Below are 15390 nucleotides of genomic sequence, written 5' to 3'. Positions count from 1 at the left end.
GCGCGCCGAAGTTTCTATTTATCAAAGCAATAACTTGTTTAATTGAGGGGCGCCGCCTAGTATCCAGGCTCCTTTGGCGTTCTCCTCTGTCCCATGTCTTCCTCCACTTCTTCTCTCGACGCTGCCGCCGTTGGCGCGCCGCCGCCCACCGCCGCCTGGCGCGAGCTGTTCAGCGGGCGCAACGGCTGGCGCGCGCTGGCGCTGACCGGCGGCGTCGCGCTGCACGCGGTCAACGTCCACATCGTGACCACCGTGCTGCCCTCGGTGGTGCGCGAGATCGGCGGGCTCGACTGGTACGCCTGGAGCACGACCCTGTTCGTGGTCGGCTCGATCCTCGGTGCCACGCTGTCGGTGCGGCTGCTGGCCGCGCGCGGGCCGCGCGGCGCCTGCCTCACGGCGCTGGCCGTGTTCACCGCCGGCTCGGTGGGCTGCGCGCTGGCACCGGCCATGCCGTGGCTGCTCACGGGGCGCACGGTGCAGGGCCTGGGCGGCGGCCTGCTGGCGGCGCTGAGCTACGGGCTGATCCAGCGCGTGTTCGAACCCCGGCTGTGGCCGCGCGCGGTGGCGCTGGTGTCGGGCATGTGGGGCGTCGCCACGCTGTGCGGGCCGGCCGTGGGCGGGCTGTTCGCGCAGGCCGGCCACTGGCGCTGGGCCTTCTGGGCGCTGCTGCCGGTGGCGGCGGCGCAGGCCCTGCTGGTGGCGGTGCAGCTGCGGCCCGCGGCCGGCATCCGGCATGACCGCCCGGCGCAGATGCCGCGCGTGCCGACGCCGCAGATCGCGCTGCTGGCGCTGTCGGTGTTGGTGATTGCCGCCAGCGGTTTCTGGCCCGGCCTCGCGGGGCAGGCCGTGGGCGTGGCGCTGGGCCTGGCCATCGGCTTCGCCGCCACCCGCATCGACCGCCGCGCCGGCGCCGTGCGCCTGCTGCCGACCGGCGCCTATGCGCTTGGCACGCCGCTGGGCGCCATCTACGCAAGCGTGGCGCTGCTGCTGATCGGCACCACCACCGAGATCTTCGTGCCCTACTTCCTGCAGCTGCTGCACGGCCACACGCCGCTTGCGGCGGGCTACCTCACGGCGGCGATGGCGGGCGGCTGGAGCATCGGCTCGCTGACCTCGTCGGGCCGCACTGGCGCAGGCGCCGACCGCATGCTGCGCGCCGGGCCGGTGGTCTGCACCGCAGGCCTGCTGGCGCTCGCGTGGCTGTTGCCGACGCCGGGTGCGCTGGACGCCAATGTCGAGACCTCGCTCGTGGCCGTGGCGCTGGCCGCGGTCGGCTTCGGCGTGGGCATCGGCTGGCCGCACCTGCTGACGCGCGTGATGGCGCTGGCGCCGCGCGGCGAAGAGGGGCTGGCCTCCGCCTCGATCACGACCGTGCAGCTGTACGGCATGGCCGTCGGTGCGGCCGTCGCCGGGCTGGTGGCGAATGCGGCGGGGCTCACGGTGCCCGGCGGTGTGGACGGTGCGCGTTCGGCGGCGATCTGGCTGTTCACGGTCTTCGCGCTGGCGCCTGCCATCGCCGCCTGGCTGGCGTGGCGCGCGGTGGCGCGGCGCTAGGCCAGCACGCCTTCCCAGGCCAGCGCGCGCCGGCGGCCACGTTCGCGGCGCGTTTCGCCGCGCAAGGTGGCGACGAGGTCGTACACATCGGCCGGCAGGTGCGCACCGCGCCACGCGATGTGCTGGTCGGCGCGGCACATCACGAGGCGGTGCGCATAGGCCTTGGGCAGGCTCGCGGTCTCGATGTCGAGCACCGTGAGCGGCATGCGGTACGCGGCGGCCGCGCGCTCCAGCGGCCGCACGTCCACGCTGCGGTCGAAGCGCAGCAGCGTGTAGCCCGGGCCGAAGGCGTCGTACAGCGAGCGACCGTCGGCCAGCCAGAAATGCGGCGCGCGGCAGCCGGGCACGGTGGAGGGCGTGAACTCGCCCATCGAGTACGGCGGCGCGCGGTGCTCGCCGTCGGGCACGATGATCGGCGAGCCCGTGTAGAAGTAGCCGAAGTTGAGCCCGCCGCAGCAGAACTGCTGCACGTTGAGCGCATAGGCCTCGCGGCCGATCTCGGCGCGCTGCGCGTCGCCCGCCGGGCCGGGCGCCTCGATGTCCGGCGGCACGGCACGGCGCGCGCGGATCATCTTCTGCGCATGGTCCATCGCGAACTGCGACACCTGCTCGGTGATCGGCAGCCGCTCGGCCTCGTAGGCGTCGAGGATGGCCTCGTCGCCCCAGCCCTGCACGCAGGCGCCCAGCAGCCACGAGAGGTTGAGCGCGTCGGCGATGCCGGCGTTCATGCCGTAGCCCGCGTAGGGCACCCACAGGTGCGCGGCGTCGCCCGCGAGGAACACGCGGCCGTCGCGAAAGCGCGTGGCCACGAGGCGCCGGCCGATCCAGTCTTCCTTGCTGATGATGTCGTAATGAAAGTCGGGCCCCACGCCCAAAATCTCGCGGATCGAGGTGTCGCGGTCGACCGAGTCGAACTCGGGCTCTTCGGCGTTCAGGTGGTTGTGCACCAGCCAGGTCTCGTGGCCGTCGATGGCGAACATCGTGCCGCAGCGGCGCGGGTTCATCGCGTAGTACGACCACGCGGGCTTGCCCGGAATCATGTCGCGCAGCTGCGGCGCGCGGATGAAGGTCGACTGCACGCGCTGGATGACGGCCGTGCCTTCGAGCTTGGCGCCGATCTGCTTGCGCACCGGCGAGCTGCCGCCGTCGCAGCCGACCATGTAGCGGCAGCGGATGCTGCGCGTGGCGCCGCTGTCCATGTCGGTGGCGATGGCGCTCACGCCCTCGGCATCTTGTGAGAAGCGCTCGAAGCGCGTGCGGTTGAGCAGCGTCACGCCCGGCAGCGCGGCCGTGTGCTTCAGCAGAATCGGCTCGAGGTAGATCTGGTTGATGCGGTGCGGCGGCTCCGGCGTGGGCCACCATGCGTCGGGGCCCTCGGTTTCGGTATAGCGGTCGCGCCGGCACGGAATGGGAATGCGCGTGAGCTCGGTGCCCGTCACCGTGGTGCGAAACACCACGTCGTTCGGGTGGTCGGCCGGCAGCCCCGCATCGCGCAGCTGCTGCGCCACGCCCAGGCGGCGGAACTGCTCCATGGTGCGCGAGGCCACGTGGTTGCACTTCACGTTCGGCGGCTCGGCGAAGCGGCGCGTCTCGCACAGGATCACCGAGACGCCGCGCGAGGCCAGGTCCATCGCCAGCGTGAGGCCCACGGGGCCGGCGCCGACGATCAGCACGTCGGCTTGCATCGAGGTGTCGGCGGTCTTCGTCATGTCTCTATCGGCTTGTCGTTCAATCGAGCTTGATGTGGGCGTCCTGGATCACCTGGGCCCATTTCTTCGTCTCGGCGCGGATGTAGCTGTCGAAGGATTCGACCGAGCCCGGTGCCGGCTCCACGCCGAGCGCGCGCATCGCGGTCTTCACCTGCTCGTCGCCGAGCGCGGCGTTGAGCTCGGCATTGAGCCGCGCCACCACCGGCGCCGGCGTGCCGGCCGGCGCGACCACGCCGAACCAGCCCGTCGAGTCGTAGCCCGGCAGGCCGGCCTCGGCCACCGTCGGCACCTCGGGCAGCATCGGCAGGCGCTGCGGGCTGGTCACGGCGAAGGCGATCAGCTTGCCGGCGCGGATCTGCTGCAGCGACGAGGGCAGGTCGACCACCGCCAGCGGAATCTGCCCGCCCAGCACGTCGAGCGCCGCCGGGCCCGAGCCGCGGTAGGGCACCTCGACCAGCCGCGTGCCCGCCATCTGGTTGAACAGCGCCGCCGACAGGTGCATGGCCGTGCCGTTGCCGCCGTGGCCGATCGACAGCGTGTTCGGCTTCGCCTTGGCCAGCGCGATGAGTTCGCGCTGCGTCTTCGCGGCCACCGACGGGTGGCCCACCAGCACGAAGGGAATGGCCGCCAGCATGCCCACGGGCTTGAGGTCTTTCTGCGGATCGAAGGGCATCTGCGGGTACAGGCTCACGTTGGCCGCCAGCGCGCCCGCCGCGCCCACGCCCAGCGTGTAGCCGTCTCCCGGCGCCTTGGCCACCAGCGTCAGCCCCACGTTGCCGCCCGCGCCGGGGCGGTTGTCGACCACCACCTGCTGGCCCAGCTTCTCGTTCAGGCGCGGCACCAGCATGCGCACCACGCCGTCGGCGCTGCCGCCGGGCGGGAAGGTCACGACCATGCGGATCGGCTTGGTGGGGAAATCGCCTGCCGGGGCCTGTGCCAGGGCGGTGCCGGCCACCAGCGCGCCGGCCACGGCCCACAGCAGTTGCCTGCGTCGCCCACGAAATGCGTGCATGCCGCGGGCGATGGGTGCTGTCATTCGGGCCTCTCCTTGAATTCGGTGCTTTGATCGGAGATTGAACGATGGCAGCATTCATTCGTAAATCAAGAAATTCCGAATGATTTTTCAAATTTTCTGATGAATACGAACTTCAGTCCTACGATCCGCCAGCTGCGTGCGTTCCTCGCGGTCTACCAGCTGCGCAAGCTGGGCGCCGCGGCCACGCGGCTGTTCGTCACGCAGTCGGCCGTGAGCATGCTGATCCGCCAGCTCGAAGAGGGCCTGGGCACGCGCCTGTTCGACCGCACCACGCGCGCGCTCAAGCCCACGGCCGCAGCCGAACAGATGATTTCCACCGTCGAGCGCGTGCTGCGCGACGTCGATTCGCTCTCGGCCGATTTCCGCGAACTCGCCACGCTGGAACGCGGTCGCGTGACGCTGGCCATCACGCCCACGCTGGCCGGATTTTTATTGCCCGATGCGCTGCGTGCCTTCGGCGAGCAGCATCCGAAAGTTCGCGTGCTGGTGAACGACTGTGCGCCCGACCAGTTCCTGTCGCGCATCCTCGGCGAGCATGTCGACTTCGGCATCGGCACGCCCGAGCGGCCCGGCCCCGAGGTCGAGGTGCAGCGCCTCCTGCGCGATCACCTCGCCGTGGTGTGCCGCACCGACCACCCGCTGGCCAAGGCACGCGTGGTGCGCTGGTCGGACCTGGGGCGCCACCCGGTCATCACCGTGCGCCCCGGCTACGGCGTGCGCCCGCTGATCGACGGCACGGCGGCGGAGGCGGGCGTGACGCTCGACGTGGTGAACGAGGTGTCCTTCCTGTCCACCGCGCTGTGGATGACGGCGGCCGGCATGGGCGCGTCGATCATGCCGTCGGCCTTCGCGCGCGCCGAGAAGAACCCGGTGCTCGTGGTGAAGGTGCTCAGCGCGCCGCGCGTGGTGCGCGACATCTCCATCGTCACCAAGCGCGGCCATTCGCTGTCGGCGGCGGCGCGGGCGTTCATCGAGGCGCTGAAGCAGAGCCTGCAGTAGCCGCGGGGGCGGGCCGGTCGTATGCTGGCCGGTCTTTTCTCTTTGCGCGAAAGCAGGTGCCCCCATGACAACAACCACACGGTCCCGTTTCTCTTCCGCATGGCTGGTCCTGGCATTCGGCCTGATGCTGTCGATGCTGCTCGTGGCCTGCGGCAACAAGGAGGCCGAGCAGCGCAGCGCCTTCATCGCCTACCTGCAGACCCGCGTGCTCGACAAGCCCGGCTTGCGCGTGCCCACGCCCACCGCCGAAGAAAAAGCCTCGTTCGGCGACTACGCGCAGCACTACGCGGTGATCACCGATTTCAACGAAGGCATGAACAAGTCGGTGAGCCAGCCGATGACGCAGGTCATGAACAAGGGCGCGCTGCGCTCGTTCGTCGATCTGCCGGCACGCCGTGACGATCTCAAGGCCGCCAAGGAGGGCCTGGGCGGCCTTCGCACCGCGCTCGATCAGCAGTTGGCCAAGGCCGATGCGGCACGCGCGCAACTCAAGCAGCCCGACGACCTGAAGCAGGTCTATGCCAAGGCCTACGAGAAGACCGTGACCACGCCCGCCACCACGTTCAAGGAGGTGTTCCCTCCGGTCGACGCCGTGATCGACAGTGCGTTGGCCATCGCCGATTTCATGGAGAAGAACAAGTCGAAGCTTCGGGTTTCCGGCGGCACGCTCACCGTGACCGACCCGGCCGTGGGGGACGAACTCAACAAGATGGCGCAGCAAATGGGCAAGCAGTCGGCGGCGATCAACACCGCGCAGGACAAGATGCGCGCGGTGATGCGCGGCTCTTGATCAGACGAAGTGGTCGAAGGAGCCGAAGCGCTGTGACACCGGCGCGCCGCTCGCATCGACGATGCGCAGCCCCGCGTCCGCCTCGATGCGGCCGATGCGCGTCACGCGCGTGGCGCTGTTCACGCCGGCCTGCAGGACTGCATCGCGGGCCGAGGCCGGCGCAGTGAACACCAGCTCGTAGTCGTCGCCGCCCGAGAGCGCGCAGGTGCGCAGCGCCTCGGTGGGCAGGCCGGCCGTGTCGACCGCGATCAGCGCCGTGGTGGCATCGGCGTCGAGCGTGGCGCCCACGCCGCTGGCCGCGAGGATGTGGCCCAGGTCGCCGATCAGGCCGTCGCTCACGTCCACCGCCGAGGTGGCGATGCCGCGCAGCGCCTGGCCCAGCGCCACGCGCGGCGTGGGTTGTTCCATGCGTGCGCGAGCCTGTGCGAAGGCCTCGGCGGGCAGGCTCAGCGTGCCGCGGAACACCTCGAGCGCCAGCCGCGCATCGCCGAGCGAGCCGCTCACCCACAGGTCGTCGCCCGCGCGCGCGCCCGAGCGCAGCAGCGCGGCGCCGGCCGGCACTTCGCCGAACACGGTGATGCAGATATTGAGCGGGCCGCGCGTGGTGTCGCCGCCCACCAGCTCGCAGCCGTGGGCGTCGGCCAGCGCGAACAGGCCGCGCGAAAAACCTTCGAGCCAGGGTTCGTCCACGCCGGGCAGCGCCAGCGCGAGCGTGAAGGCCAGCGGCTTCGCGCCGCAGGCGGCCAGGTCGCTGAGGTTCACGGCCAGCGCCTTGTGGCCGAGCCGGGCCGGCTCCACGGTCGAGAGAAAGTGCCGCCCCTCCACCAACATGTCGGAGGACACGGCGAGCTGCATGCCCGCGGCCGGCGCGAGCAAGGCGCAGTCGTCGCCCACGCCCAGCGGCGAGCGCGTGGCGGGACGTTTGAAATAGCGTGTGATCAGGTCGAATTCACCCATGGGTGCGAGAGCATAACGACCTGGCGCGGGGCCGCCCGCCGCGGCGCCCGCGGGAAATGGGGGCTGACACTGGAAGCATTTTGTAATACCGTCATGCAAGCGGATACACCGAAAGTCCAAACAGGAGGAGGCCGCCATGACAGCCATCGTGCAGGGAGGCGTGTCCGCCGAGGCAGACACCGACCGGATCGTTGCCTTGCTGTACGACGGGATCACCTGTCCCGGCGACTGGTACGACGCGCTCGATGCCATGCGCGAGGTGCTCGGTGCCGCGTGCTTTCACACGCTCACGGTGCGCCGCGCCGACTGCTCGGTGGTGGGCGCGGGGCTCGCCAACCTGGAGAGCCCGCCCGACAAGGTGCGCGAGTACGAGCAGCACCTGGCGCGCGACGACATCCGCATGCAGATGCCGGTCAACGCCCCGCTGGGCACGCCGGTGACCGACCACGCCTACTTCGGCGCGCGCACGCTGTCGCGCAGTCCGATCTATGTCGACTGGCTGGCACCGCTCGGCCTGCGCCACACGCTGGCCATGGGGCTGCGCGCCGACGACGACACGCGCGAAGTGCTCGGCTTCATCCGCCCCCGGGCCGAGGCGCCCTACGGCCCCGAGAGCGAGGCCTTCTGCCGGCGCCTGTCGCCGCACCTGGTGCGCGCCAGCGAGCTGCGCGCCCGCATGATGCAGCTGGGCGAGCACGCGGCCACCGGGCTGTCGGCGCTCGACGCGCTGCCGCAGGGCATCGCCGTGGTCGACGAGGCCTGCCGCATCGACCACCTGAACGCGCGCGCGGCGGGGTGCGCGGGCCGCGGCGGCCTGTTCGACAGCGCGCAGGGGCGATTGCGGCTCGCGTCGTCCGCGCTGCAGTCGGCCTTCGAGCAGCGGGTGCGCGAGGCCTGCGCCCCGGCCGGTGGCGCGCGGGCCGGCGTGCTGCACCTGCCCGTGGCCGGCAGCGTGGTCCGCATCACGGTGCTGCCGCTCAAACCCTCGCACCCGCTGGCCGTGCTGCGCCAGCGCCACCGCGCGCTCGTGGTCTTCGCCCATTCGGCCGAGGCGGCGCCCGTGGAGCCGCGGCAGCTGGAAAGCCTGCTCGGACTGAGTCCGACCGAGGCACGGCTTGCGCTGCTCCTCGCAAGCGGCAAGACCGTGAAGGACTTCGCCGCCGCGCAGCACTGCTCCGAACACACGGCACGCAGCCACCTGCGCAACGTGATGCGCAAGACCGACTGCCACCGGCAGGCGGAGCTGGTGCTGCTGGTGCAGTCGCTGCGGGACTGAGCAGCAGGTTCTACTGCGAACGGGGGATGGCGCCGCGCGGCGGTTGCGAGAACCATGGCGCCCTCTACACGAGGAGTTCGCCATGGCTGTCTACTGGGACGAGACCAAGATGCAGATGGGCCCGCACGGCACCGCGACCATCCTCGCCTTCGGCGATTCGTGGTTCTGGTACCCGCTGCCGGGCGGCAGCCTGCTGAACTTCCTGGGCGACGTGGTCGGCGCGCGCGGCCACGTGATCCTGGCCAAGGGCATGAACGGCGCGGAAGCCCAGGACTACGTCGAAGGCAAGTACCGCAACGCCGTGCGCGAGTCGCTGCGCCTGTACGGGCCGACGCTGTCGGCGGTGTTCATCAGCGGCGGCGGCAACGACTTCGCGGGCTTCAACGACCTGCGCCCGCTGCTCAAGTCCGATTGCACGGGCGAGACGCAGGCCGCGCAGTGCTTTCGCAACGGCAAGGGCGGCTTCGACCAGTTCCTCGTCGACATGGACGAGCAGTACCGCGCGCTCATCGGCCTCATCTACACCCGCACCAGCGTCGATTGCCACATCGTCATGCACAGCTACGACTACGCGCCGCCCACGGGCAAGGCGCTGTTCGGGCGCGAAGGCTGGCTGCGCCCGGCGCTGGTCGACGCGGGCGTAGCACCGGAGTTGTTCAAGCCCTGCGTTGACCACCTCATCGACGGCTTCCACGGCATGCTGCAGAACATCGCCGCGGGCGACCCGCAGCACCTGCACGTGGTGGACAGCCGGGGCACGCTGGGCCCGACCGACTGGGCCAACGAGCTGCACCCCAACGGCCGCGGCTTCAAGAAGATCGCGGTTCAGCGCTGGCAGCCCGTGCTGCAGCCGCTGAACCTGGCCTGAACTCTTGTGAAGTTCAGACGCCGCGCGCGCGGCGGTTGGACATGACCACGTTGTCCTTCTCGATCGCCGTGCCGCTCTTCAGCGCAGCAATCCACGCATCGGTCGTCGCCACGGCGGCGAAGTTGCTGTGGAACACGACGCTGAAGACGCGGTGGATTTCCTCGGCGCTCACGCGGCCGGCTGCGTTCTCGTAAGGCAGCGCGCCGGTGGCGTCCGACAGGAACTCCACGTTCAGCCCGCGGTGCATGGCTTCGAACACGGTGGACGCGTCGCAGTTCTGCGTCATGTAGCCGGTCACGCTCAGCGTGTCGATCTCGTGGCGCGCGAGCCAGTCGGCGAAGTCGGTGCCGGTGAAGACGCTCGGGAAGGCCTTGGTGACGAGGTGGTCGCGCGGGCGCTGGGCGATCTCGGGGTGCAGTTGGCCGTGGAACTTGTCGGCCTGGAAGACCGGCGCGCCCTTCGGCGCGTGGTGCTGCACCACCACCACCGGCACGCCGGCCGCGCGCGCCGCGTCCATGGCCTGCGCGATCTTCGGCAGCGAGCTTTCGACCGGCGGGTATTCGATGGGCAGGCCGCCGCCTTCGAAGTATTCGTTCTGCACGTCGATGACGACGAGGGCGCGGCGCGGTGCGGACTGGCTCATGGGGATCTCCTTCGGTGGTTGTGTCTGGAATGGCTCGATTCTTCGCGCACCACGGGTTTTGCGACAGTGGCCCGAAAGCCATTCATCGATAAGATCGGGCCATGCGCTCATCTGCCGCCAAAACCATCGCCGAGACCATTGCCGTGGTCGCCTTCGACGGCATCAGCCCCTTCCACCTTTCCGTGCCCTGCATGGTGTTCGGCGAAGACCGCACCGACACCGGCGCGCCGCGTTTTCGCGTGCAGGTCTGTGCGCCCGAGCCCGGGCCGCTGGCCACCAACGCGGGCTTCACGCTCGTGGTGCCGCACGGGCTGGAGGCGATCCGCCGCGCGCAGATCGTGGTGGTGCCGTCTTGGCGCGACGACGGCCGGCCCGCGCCGCCCGCGCTCATCCGTGCGCTGCAGGCGGCGCACCGGCGCGGCGCGACCGTGGTCGGGCTGTGCCTGGGTGCTTTCGTTCTGGCCGAGGCCGGCCTGCTCGACGGCCGGCCCGCCACCACGCACTGGCACCTGGCCGCAGCCTTCGCCAAACAGTACCCGCAGGTCGTGCTGCAGCCCGAAGTGCTGTACGTGGACGACGGTGACGTGCTCACCTCGGCGGGCACGGCCGCGGGCATCGACTGCTGCCTGCACCTGCTGCGCGTGCGCTACGGCGCCGACACCGCGAACCGCGCCGCGCGGCGCATGGTCGTCGCGCCGCACCGGCAGGGCGGTCAGGCGCAGTACATCCAGCAGCCCGTGCCGGCGGCGGCCGAGCGCGACCGGCTCACGCCGTTGCTCGAATGGCTGGGGCGGCATCTGCAGGTGCCGCACGAACTCGATGACCTGGCCCGGCGTGCGCTCATGAGCCGGCGCACTTTCACGCGGCGTTTTCGCGAATCGACGGGCACGACGGTCGGCCAGTGGCTGCAGAACCAGCGCCTGGCGCTGGCGCAGCGGCTGCTCGAAACGACCGACCGTTCCGTGGAGCGCGTGGCGGCCGATGCGGGCTTCGGCTCGGCGGTGCTGCTGCGCAAGCACTTCGCCACGGCGTTCAAGGTGTCGCCGACGGTGTACCGCCGGCAGTTCTCCCAGGAGGCCGTGGCCGCCTGAACAACGTCAGGCCGCGCCGCGAAAACGCAGCGAGGCCTGGCGCACCACTTCCGCCAGCAGCCGTTCCTTGCCCTGCTTCTCGCGCAGCCAGCGCGCGTCGTTGCGGTTGGCCTCGACGCTGGTGCGCAGCTCGCCCAGCGCCTGCGTGGCGTTGAGCGCCTCGCTGTGCCATTCGAGCTGGGTCATGGTCATCAGGATGTGGTCGCGCAGCGGCATGTGCTGGCCGCTGGCCGGGTCGACGTACACCGCGTCCAGGCCGAAGCGGCAGGCCTGGAAGCGGTTGTAGGTGTAGACGAGGTAGTCGTCCTCGCTCGGCTCGAAAGGCTGCTCCTGCAGGAACCATGCGGCCAGCGACTGTACGTAGCCCGCCAGCGCGGCGGCGCGCTCGATGGTGAGCGGCGTGTCGAACACGCGGATCTCGATGGTGCCGAACTCGGGCTTGGGGCGGATGTCCCAGTAGAAGTCCTTCATGCTGCGCACGACGCCGGTGCGGGTCATGCGCTCGAAGTAGGCCTCGAATTCCTTCCAGCTCGTGGTGAAGGGCGCGCGGCCCGAGAGCGGGAACGCGAACACCGAGTTCAGGCGTGCCGAGTCGAACTGCGTGTCCTGCCCCTGCACGAACGGCGACGAGGCCGACAGCGCAATGAAGTGCGGGATGTAGCGCGACATGCGATGCAGCATCAACAGCGCCGAGTCGGCGTCGGGGCAGCCGATGTGCACGTGCTGGCCGAAGATGGTGAACTGCTTGCTCAGGTAACCGTACAGCTCGGACAGCTCGCGAAAGCGCGGCTTGTCGTAGATGCGCCGCTCGTGCCACTGCTGGAACGCGTGCGTGCCGCCGCCGACCACCGCGATGTTGAGCTTGTCGGCGTTCTTGATCAGCGCCTCGCGGATCGGCGACAGCTGCGTGATCACGTCCTGCGCCGAATGGCAGATGTCGGTCGAGATCTCGATCATGCTCGACGTCATCTCGGGCACCACGCTGCCGGGCAGCGGCGTCTGCGCCATCAGGCGCAGCATGTCCTCGGCGTACGGCGCGAGGTCGTAGTCGTGCGTGTTGACCAGCTGCAGCTCGAGCTCCACGCCCAGCGACAGCGCCTCCGACTTGTTGAAGGGCTCGAGCTTGACGGCGCGGCTCGCCGGATCGGCGGGCAACGGCGCGGAGCGCACGTCGTCGCTGTCCGGATCGATCGGGAGGACGGAGGTGGGGTTGCTGTTGCTGCTCATCGCTGCGTGTCTTCCGTGGTGCTGAAGGCCTGTGGCGTCCAGGGGACCGAACTCTCGCCCACGGCGTGGATCGCCACGGTGGCGAGCACGGCGCCCATCACTTCCATCAGCAGGATCGAGGGCAGGGCGACCTGCGTGATCATGGTGCCCAGAAGCGGCGAGGCCGAGGCGAAATTGGAGGCGATCAGCAGGGCGATCGACGACAGCGGCGTCATCGCGCAGCCGACCCAGAAGGCCTGCTTCCAGCTGGCGCCGCTGCCCGGGTTGGCAATGGCCACGCCCGAGATCTTGGTGACCAGGCGCACGCCGATCACGGCCAGCACCACGCTGGCCACGGGCAGGGTCCAGTCGGCCTGGGCCGCCACCATCGACACCAGCACGAACATCAGCATGGTCAGCAGCGACGAGGCGGTGCCGAGCTGGCGCTGCCAGGCCCAGGGCTTGGGGTTGAGCGTCTTGAGCAGCACGCCGCCGATCAGCGCCGCCAGCGGCGCCGAGCCGCCGATGTGGGCCGTGAGCGCCGCGCCCGCCGCGATGATCGCCAGCAGCAGGATCGAGGTGTTCTCGCTGTTCGGGCTCATCACGCGCAGCGCCGAGCGCAGCGCCAGCGCCATGATCGCGCCGACCACGAACGACATGCCCAGCACCACCGCGACCGGGTAGAGCTTGAGCATCAGCGACTGCGGTGCGCGCTCGATCAGGCCGGCCTGCGCGTAGCCCAGCGTGAGGGCGTAGAAGGTGTTGAGCGTGGCCAGCGTCATGGCGCGCTCGGTCACCGGGCCGGCGGCGCGGGTGTCCATGATCACGCGGCTGAGCACGGCCGGCGAGGCGACGATCGCCATCAGCGCGATGGGGTTGGCCACCGGCTCGGGCAGGCCCAGAAGAATCAAGATCCAGTACACGCCGAAGTAGGTCAGCCCCGCCTCCAGCAGGCTTTGCACCAGCACCATCGGGTTGTGGCGGAACCAGCGCAGCGGCAGCCGCCCACCGGCCTCGAACAGCACCACGGCCGCGCCCAGCTCCAGCAAGAAGAGGCTGATGCCGCGCAGCGGCCAGATCGCGCCCTCGAAGCCGGCAAAACCCACCACCGCGCCCACCACCGAATAGCCGATGACCTTCGGCATCCCCAGGTAGCGCTGCACCAGGTGGCCGGAGGCCGCGGCGGCGGCCACCAGCAGGGCCCAGAGCACGGTGGGCAGGCCGGCCGAGGGGCGCGCCCATTCGGCCCAGAAGCCCTGGAGTTCGGCGAGGAGTGCGGTCAGGTTCATGTAGGCAGGAAGAAGCTCACCGGCCGGCTGCGCCAGCGGGCCCAGATCGCGCTGCGGATGCGGGCGCGGTCACCGAGGCTCACGCTGTGCGCGCGCAGCGCCAGCCGGAAAGCGAAGTAGAAACTCACGCTCACATTGAGCGCGCCGATCACCGGGATCGCCGCAACCGCCCACCACAGGGCCGGCTGGTGCAGTGCCGGCAACCCGATGGATGCCGCCGCGGCCGCGATCTGGCCGGCCGACAGCGTGACATGGCGCACATCCAGCCCGAGCCCGAAGAAGCCCGCGAACGCGGGCAGCAGTCCGAGCATGAGTCCCAGCGAGATGTTGGAGGCGAAGCCTGAGATGTGTGTGCGCATGAAGGCGGCCCAGCGACGGGCCCGGGCGGCACCGAGAAAGGCGCCGATGCGAGGGTTGTAACGCATGGCGGAGTCCAGGCGATGCAGGACAAAGGCGTTTTCTGTCCATCCGGCGATGATGCTGGACGAAAACAGCAGGATGCCGGTGATTGCCGCGAAAAGCACGGTCGGTCCGAGCAGCGACAGCGAATGCAGCGTCGAGGCGGCATGCGCCGCGTCCAGCAGCGGCCGGCCCAGCGCGGCCTGCCAGCCCAGCACCAGCAGGCCCACCGCCGGCACCACCAGGAGCACGTTGCCCAGCACGGCCGCCACCTGCGAGCGCACGAGGTTGGCCACCTCGTCGACGAACTGGTCCACGGCGTCGTCCGACTTGATGTCGCGCAGCCGCGCCGCCATGGCGGGGGCGGTCATGGCCGGCTGCTTGGTGGCCAGCGTGAGGTGCAGCAGCTGGATCGCCACGAAGCTGGCCGCATACATGAGGCCCGCGGCCAGCCCGCTCCAGAAGGCCGACAAAGCCAGCGCGTAGATGCCGAACTTGGCCAGCACCGTCAGCGCCGTGAAGGCGCCGCCGCCGGCGGCCTTCTTCACCATCTGCAGGTAGCTGCGGCGGTCGCGGGTGATGTAGTGCTCGCCCGTCTCGGCGCTGCGCTCGGTCACCTTGGCCGCGAGCATCGACGAGTTGGAGGCGATCAGCGCGCGGATGCTGTTGCGCTCGCCGCCCGCCAGCACCAGCTTGCCGACCAGCCGCGCCATGCTGGGCCCCGGCACGGGCGACATCAGGCAGTCGAGCAGCTCGCGGATGCGCAGCACCCGCTCGCGCAGTTGGCGCAGCCGGAACACCAGGCCGACCGAGATGCCGTTGTCCTCCAGGTGCGTGTAGACCGACGAGGCGCTGGAGCGGCAGGCGTCGAGCCGGTCGCGGAAGGCCACGAAGGCGGCCTGCAGGGATTCTTCGTCGCGCGGCAGGGCGAACATCTGCTCGCGCAGCGCGTCCAGGTCGGCCATGAGGGCGTGGAAAGGGCGCGCCTCGCCCGCTTCGGGGCTGATGCGCAGCCGCAGCTCGGGCGAAAAGCCCGTCGCCACCACCTGGCTGCAGCAGTAGGTGACGGCGTCCATCACCGTGTGGCGCCAGCGCGCCGAGCCGTCGGGCATGGGCGCGGCGTCGGCCAGCAGCGCGCCGATGCGCGCGAGCTGGGTGTCGTCGAGCAGCGCGATCCAGCCGGCGTCGAACACGCCGGGCAGCACCAGCCGGAACAGGTCCGAGGCGTCGGTGGTCTCGGGCGTGCCCGGCAGGATCTTGCGGCGCATGCGCTCGCCGAATTCGCTCAGGAAGGCGGTGCGCGGCGCAAAGCCGTAGTCGGCCAGCAGCGCCGTGAGGTCGACCGACTGCGTGAACGCGCGCCACCAGGCGCGCAGCCGGTCGCACAGCTCGGGGCGTGCCTCGACGGCGTCGAGCAGCAGCTGCACGCGGCCGATGGCGGCCTGCGGCGAGGCACGGTCGCCGCGCAGCCAGTCGAAGAGGTTGATGAGCCAGATGTGGCGCTGCGCCACATCGGCCGTGGGGTCGAGGCCGGCAAGCAGCCCCTGCAGATCGCGCGATGCGGCAGCCATGG

13 protein-coding genes are annotated in these 15390 nt (G+C 70.4%); 6 read left to right on the top strand and 7 right to left on the bottom strand.

Annotation, left to right across the window (positions count from 1 at the left end; all coding sequences use genetic code 11):
- The first annotated feature begins 93 nt into the window (after positions 1–93).
- Complete coding sequence (locus AC1RAA_RS29000) at positions 94–1554, top strand: MFS transporter (RefSeq protein WP_492732333.1); 1461 nt, start codon at positions 94–96, stop codon at positions 1552–1554.
- Here AC1RAA_RS29000 and AC1RAA_RS28995 read toward each other — a convergent pair.
- Together AC1RAA_RS28995 and AC1RAA_RS28990 are read right to left on the bottom strand one after the other, a co-directional pair.
- The gene (locus tag AC1RAA_RS28995) at positions 1551–3263 is read right to left on the bottom strand and encodes an FAD-dependent oxidoreductase (RefSeq protein ID WP_307697014.1); all 1713 of its coding nucleotides are present in this window, start codon (positions 3261–3263) and stop codon (positions 1551–1553) included. The two genes, AC1RAA_RS29000 and AC1RAA_RS28995, sit on opposite strands and share 4 nt — an antisense overlap.
- Positions 3264–3282: 19 nt before the next feature.
- A complete protein-coding gene (locus AC1RAA_RS28990; protein WP_492732331.1) occupies positions 3283–4299 on the bottom strand; it encodes a Bug family tripartite tricarboxylate transporter substrate binding protein in 1017 nt (338 codons plus the stop codon).
- Between the two features lie 99 nt (positions 4300–4398).
- Here AC1RAA_RS28990 and AC1RAA_RS28985 point away from each other — a divergent pair, with 99 nt between their 5' ends.
- Together AC1RAA_RS28985 and AC1RAA_RS28980 are read left to right on the top strand one after the other, a co-directional pair.
- Complete coding sequence (locus AC1RAA_RS28985; protein WP_062482610.1) at positions 4399–5298, top strand: LysR family transcriptional regulator; 900 nt, start codon at positions 4399–4401, stop codon at positions 5296–5298.
- 64 nt (positions 5299–5362) lie between these two features.
- Entirely contained in the window at positions 5363–6088 is a 726-nt protein-coding gene (locus tag AC1RAA_RS28980; protein ID WP_139702156.1) for a DUF3053 domain-containing protein, read from the top strand.
- Here the strand turns inward: AC1RAA_RS28980 and thiL are convergent, their stop codons facing one another.
- Positions 6089–7045 (bottom strand): thiamine-phosphate kinase, encoded by a 957-nt coding sequence (gene thiL / locus AC1RAA_RS28975; protein ID WP_492732329.1) that lies wholly within the window; start codon positions 7043–7045, stop codon positions 6089–6091.
- 136 nt (positions 7046–7181) lie between these two features.
- On the opposite strand from thiL, the gene AC1RAA_RS28970 reads away from it, so the two are divergent.
- Entirely contained in the window at positions 7182–8321 is a 1140-nt protein-coding gene (locus AC1RAA_RS28970; protein ID WP_492732327.1) for a helix-turn-helix transcriptional regulator, read from the top strand.
- A gap of 82 nt (positions 8322–8403) precedes the next feature.
- The gene (locus tag AC1RAA_RS28965; RefSeq protein WP_062483039.1) at positions 8404–9189 is read left to right on the top strand and encodes an SGNH/GDSL hydrolase family protein; all 786 of its coding nucleotides are present in this window, start codon (positions 8404–8406) and stop codon (positions 9187–9189) included.
- 13 nt (positions 9190–9202) lie between these two features.
- Here AC1RAA_RS28965 and AC1RAA_RS28960 read toward each other — a convergent pair whose 3' ends face one another.
- Positions 9203–9832, bottom strand: coding sequence for an isochorismatase family protein (locus AC1RAA_RS28960; protein WP_492732326.1), 630 nt, complete (start codon positions 9830–9832; stop codon positions 9203–9205).
- Between the two features lie 101 nt (positions 9833–9933).
- On the opposite strand from AC1RAA_RS28960, the gene AC1RAA_RS28955 reads away from it, so the two are divergent.
- Positions 9934–10923: a GlxA family transcriptional regulator gene (locus AC1RAA_RS28955; RefSeq protein ID WP_487848713.1), complete on the top strand. Its 990-nt coding sequence runs from the start codon at positions 9934–9936 to the stop codon at positions 10921–10923.
- A gap of 6 nt (positions 10924–10929) precedes the next feature.
- Here the strand turns inward: AC1RAA_RS28955 and AC1RAA_RS28950 are convergent, their stop codons facing one another.
- From AC1RAA_RS28950 to AC1RAA_RS28940, 3 genes are read right to left on the bottom strand one after another with little or no spacing between them, the layout of a single operon-like run.
- Complete coding sequence (locus AC1RAA_RS28950; protein WP_062480995.1) at positions 10930–12150, bottom strand: YbdK family carboxylate-amine ligase; 1221 nt, start codon at positions 12148–12150, stop codon at positions 10930–10932.
- Positions 12147–13418 (bottom strand): cation:proton antiporter, encoded by a 1272-nt coding sequence (locus tag AC1RAA_RS28945; protein WP_062480997.1) that lies wholly within the window; start codon positions 13416–13418, stop codon positions 12147–12149. Before AC1RAA_RS28945 ends, AC1RAA_RS28950 begins: the two co-directional genes overlap by 4 nt.
- Positions 13415–15388, bottom strand: coding sequence for a site-specific recombinase (locus tag AC1RAA_RS28940; protein WP_062481011.1), 1974 nt, complete (start codon positions 15386–15388; stop codon positions 13415–13417). The genes AC1RAA_RS28945 and AC1RAA_RS28940 overlap by 4 nt, the downstream gene beginning before the upstream one ends.
- Positions 15389–15390: the final 2 nt, after the last annotated feature.

This window comes from Variovorax sp. GW823-FHT04F07 (assembly GCF_058795995.1).
This window is presented reverse-complemented; position numbering and strand designations above follow the sequence as displayed.